This is a genomic window from Microcystis aeruginosa LEGE 91341, assembly GCF_015206885.1.
In the GTDB taxonomy this organism is placed as follows: domain Bacteria; phylum Cyanobacteriota; class Cyanobacteriia; order Cyanobacteriales; family Microcystaceae; genus Microcystis; species Microcystis aeruginosa_H.
Genome location: NZ_JADEXY010000208.1, coordinates 1 through 4,785 on the forward strand (window position 1 = coordinate 1; position 4,785 = coordinate 4,785).

Here is a 4,785-nt window from a genome sequence, read left to right on the forward strand (position 1 = left end):
CCAAAACCCCAAAACCCCAACCCCCAACACCTAAAACCTGACTCCTATCTCCTGACTCCTGAATCCTCACTCCTGAATCCTAACCCCATGGTAGATGTGGGATTTTTGCAGGAGTTCTATTTTCCGACAAAGATAAGCAAAAATTATCTACTAACTCCAAAAACTTGAGAATATTTAAATTAACATTCCGCAATATTTATAAATTCTTAAGAATTAATTGAGAAAGATTATTATTTAACAACGATGTTGTAATGGTTACAGTGATTTGATAGAATTTCATAGTGGGTTGTTTTGTGCTTTTTTGGGCAGCAATGGTTGAAACTCTTGCCACACCTAGAAGGTGATCCTATTTAAGACCGGTAAATTAGTCAATTTCACCCACAACGATGATCTTTTTTTTGTGTAGTTTTATGGCAAAAAAAAAGTTTTTTTGACAAAAAGCAGAAAGTATGATATTAGCCAAATGTATTTCTGGTTGCGAGTAATTATTGTAGAGGGGGGAGATGGGAGAATAAATAAAAGCAATCTCCTGATAACTGATAACTGATGAAAAGATTAGCTTGGTTCGATCGCTTAGTGTTAGCGAGTATTTTGGCTTTAATTGCTGCGATATCGTCGATTTTGATACAAGGAAATCAAGTTCCTACCAGAGGGGAGAATTTTAGCTGGCAAGGGCGAAAAATCGGCGTTAGGGACAATTATTTTACTTTAAGTTTTAATCGACCGATTGACCGTTCCGACGTGGAAACCAGCTTGGTGATCAATCCTCCCTTACCGGGTAAAATTAGCTGGGCCGGAGATCGCTTGACCTATACTTTGACGGAATTGCCCATCTACGGCAAAAAATATCAAGTAAAGTTACCTATTGCTCAAGGTGAGGACTTTATCGGGGAATTTTACAGCCACGATCGAGCTTTTGCCTATATTGGAGTCAACCAAGAGGAAAGAGGCCGTTTAATCGTCTGTAATATCATTCAGGGGCCAAATAACGTCACGGAACTGAAAAAAACCATCCTTACCCCTGGGGATCTGGTGGTCACGGATTTTCAAATCTATCCGAGGGGGGATAGAATTTTATTCTCGGCCTTTGATCGCTCTGACTTAGGACGAGATACCCCAAAACAGCAACTTTATACAATTACCACGGGTTTAAATCATGACGAAAATAGTCAAAATTTGGCCAGTGGTCGTATAGAAAGGTTTTTAGATGCGAAAACCTATCAAAATCTTCGTTTTAATCTCTCAGATAACGGCAAAACCCTAATCGTGCAGAGAATTAATCATGGGAATCCGGGGGATGCCAGTTTATGGGTAATCAGCGATGATCGACAATCGCGACCGTTAGGAATACAAGGGGATAATTTTTTACTATCTCCTGACGGTAAAAAAGCGGTTGTCAGTCAAACGGGAGGGGTAGCGGTGATTCCTTTGGATGTACAAGGGGGAAAACCGCAATTTTTGACCACCTACGAGAAAATACTTGCTTTTTCCCGGGATGGTCGCCAAAAACTGATGGTGAAATCGGAACCGGATAATCAGCGATCGCTATTTTTGCTCAACGATCGGGGAGAGTCAAGACTACTATTAAGAACAGCTAATCCGATTATTAGCTGTGAATTTGAACCGAGACAGGAAAAAACCCTTTACTGTCTGAAAAGCGATCTGGTTATGGGCAGCGATGGTAAGGTGAAAGAAGAACCATTTTTAGGGATTATTGAGCTAGAAACGGGTAAAATGATCCCCCTGCTGGCTTTACCTAATTATCGTGACGTGCAGATGAGTATGTCTCCCGATGGCGTGGCTTTATTATTTGATCAGTTAGCAACCATACCCTTTGGAGTCGGAAATGATTTAGTCACTGGGGAGGGGTCGAGCATTGCCGATGGTCGTCTCTGGTTATTACCGCTTCCTGATCAGTTCAGTCCCAATAGCATCCCGAAAATTTTACCTCAAGAACTCAACGCTGGTTTTAAACCCCGTTGGCTGCCCTAATACAGCAGAATTAAGGAGTTAGGAGTTAGGAGTCAGGAGACAGGAGACAGGAGACAGGAGAGAAATCTTTCCCTAATCAGGTGACTCGGAGAATACTGATACTAAATCCGGTTATTAAAGACTGATTATTTATTCCCTCTTTTGCAGGAGTGCCTCTCCTCATAACTAGCCTATACTCACGGGATTTAGTATGACTCCCGAAAACGAAAACCTCATACCTCACCATTAAGATAAGTGCTATATGCTACTTCAGCGATTTGGTTTTTTATTGCGTCCTAGTGGCGATATCGAGATCGAGCGGGGGATTCGGACTTTATTAGCCATCACAGTGCCGATTATTATCGGTGATATTTTAGATCGGTCAGAAGTGGGGTTAATGGTCGGTTTAGCGGCTCAAACCTCGATTTTAGCCGATGTGGGGGGACTTTACTGCCTGAGAGCGAAAACCCTAGTCGCTACGACTATCGGGATGGCTCTAGCTTTGATTATCGGCACATTAGCCAGTGCTTGGCTAGGATTGACCGTAGTGATAGTTTTTTGTGGGTTGTTTCTAGCGGGTTATTTGACGGTTTACGGGGAAAATGGGGCGTTAGCTGGGGTAGTAATCAGTTTATTGCTGCTTTTTGCTGTTTCTCTACCATCGGGAGATATGGTCGTCGCTTTACAACGGGCCGGAATCGCTGTTTTGGGGGGGGGATGGACAATTTTTTTAGCGCTGTTTATCTGGCCTTTTCGTCCTAATCAGCCTTTACGTCAGGTAACGGCGGAAAATTTTCAGGGTATCGCCACCTATCTCCGCTCTTTGCCCTTACACTCTTGTTCTAATGCTCATGAGGAGCCATATTTTGACCAAATTCGCCAACTGTTGCTCCGTTCGAGGAAAACTGTCACCTTGACGCGTCGGGGACGTTGGGGAAAGAATGAGCTGCGGGAATTATTAATCGTCTTGATTGAAGATAGCGATCGCATTAATACCAGCTTAATTGCGCTGCGAGAATTGCTTCATCTTCATCCCTTGCCACAACTGACCACGGTGGGTATTTTATTAGAAGATATTCTCGTGCAGGTGGCGGAAATTAGCGAAGATATTGCCGGGTTAATTTTGGGTAGAAATAAACGACCGGATTGTGAGCGCTTGCAGCTATTACTCAAGGCGATCGAGCAACAAAAAAACCTGCAAGCTAAAGTTTTGGAAAATGCTCAGGATGATTATAGCAGTTATGTGGCAATTTCTCAATTAAATAATCGTTTAAAAAAATTATTTAAACAGCTAAAAATAGCTAGTGAAACAGCGCAACATTTGCGGCAAAGCGAGGAATTTTCAGATAAAAAAAATCCCTGGCAGCGGAACTTTGAAGGGATAGAAAAAGAGTACGGTCAAGAAAAAGCTTGGTGGGAACCATTAAAATCTAATTTTAATCTAGAATCGCCCCTATTTCGCCATGGTTTACGCTTGGGTTTGGGAAGTGCCCTAGGAGTGTTGATCTACAATAAGCTAGGAATTACCCATAGTTTTTGGATTGGTTTAACCTTAGTTATTGTGTTAAAACCAGATTTTAGCTTGACTTTTCAACGCTTTTTTAATCGGGTGTTTGGCACGATTTTAGGCTCGTTTTTTATTTTGGCATTGTTGCCAATTATAGACAATTCGATCTGGTTAGAAATTATTGGGGTAATTTCTATATCGATCGCTTTAGCTTTAGTGCGATTTCACTATAGCTTGGCAGTATTTTTTATCACAATTTTTGCTTTAATTATCAGTCGTCTCGATGCCAGCAATGACGGGATTAATTTAGAGTATATCAGAATAGTTTATACTTTAATTGGTAGTGCTTTAGCTTTTGTACTTTCCTTCGGTTTTTTACGGGTTAATGAAGATGAACGTTTTTCCCTCGCTGCCATTAAAGCATTAGAAGCTAATCAAGTATATTTTCAGTCAGTTATGGCAGTTTATTTAGGAGAATCATCCTATCAAACTGCAATTTTATCTTCCCATCGCAATAAAGCTCGACGAGCAAATACAACTATGCAAACAGCGCTACAAAGATTAATTGATGATCCTAGCACACCTTTTCCACAAATGGAACCAGCAATCACTTTAAGTAATTATATTCCTCGTTTTGGTCGCGGGGTGACAGTTTTGTTGACGGAATTGGAACAATATCGCGGTAGTCCTCCCCATCCTAATCTAAGTCTGTTCACGCAACAAATAACCCAAGCTTTGACGCAATTAACCCAAGCTTTGCAAGCAAATAATCCTCCTTCTCCCTTACCCCCCCTCGAAGATACTTTAGAAAATATCCTCGATCATTTGCAAGAATTGCGAGAGGAAAGGTTAGTGGAAATTGGCAATCAAAAAGAGGGAACTAATCTCCAGAAATATTTAAGGGATTATAATATTGTCACCACGGAACTTGTGGAATTATCCCGTCGTGTTGGGACAATGAATACAGCAATTGATCGTTTTATTAGAAGTTAAAATTTAGTTATTAAGTAGTTGGACAAAAGTAAAGTTAACTGTGGGGTAAGGAGTCAGGAGTCAGGAGTCAGGAGTCAGTAAGAATTGCGGCAATTTACATTTCTTAAGATAGACAACAGAATTTATGTCCGACTACTTACAACAAAATTTTTGTAAATCTACTGAGTTGGTATTTTGAAAGGGAAACTATCTTCTAAAATTGGTCATTACTTCCGATTTTATCACTCAATCCAAGCCTTTGGGGGGTTCTACCCCCCAAACCCCCCGTTGGGGGCGTGGCGCGGTCACTGAGCCTGTCGAAGTGCCGCCCCCAA

The 4,785-nt window shown here is 41.3% G+C and carries 2 protein-coding genes; both read left to right on the forward strand.

What is annotated here, in order from left to right:
• The first annotated feature begins 546 nt into the window (after positions 1–546).
• Positions 547–1,992 carry an Ig-like domain-containing protein gene (locus IQ234_RS19920; protein WP_110579975.1) on the forward strand — a complete coding sequence of 482 codons (1,446 nt, stop codon included), beginning with the start codon at positions 547–549 and terminating at the stop codon, positions 1,990–1,992.
• Between the two features lie 241 nt (positions 1,993–2,233).
• On the forward strand, positions 2,234–4,471 hold the full coding sequence (locus tag IQ234_RS19925; protein WP_193958350.1) for an FUSC family protein: 2,238 nt from the start codon (positions 2,234–2,236) through the stop codon (positions 4,469–4,471).
• The last annotated feature ends 314 nt before the right edge of the window (positions 4,472–4,785 follow it).

Bases quoted from the DNA above. Each gene is read 5' to 3' on its own strand.
- IQ234_RS19920 (WP_110579975.1), top strand. From the start codon at position 547: ATGAAAAGATTAGCTTGGTTCGATCGCTTAGTGTTAGCGAGTATTTTG.
- IQ234_RS19925 (WP_193958350.1), top strand. From the start codon at position 2,234: ATGCTACTTCAGCGATTTGGTTTTTTATTGCGTCCTAGTGGCGATATC.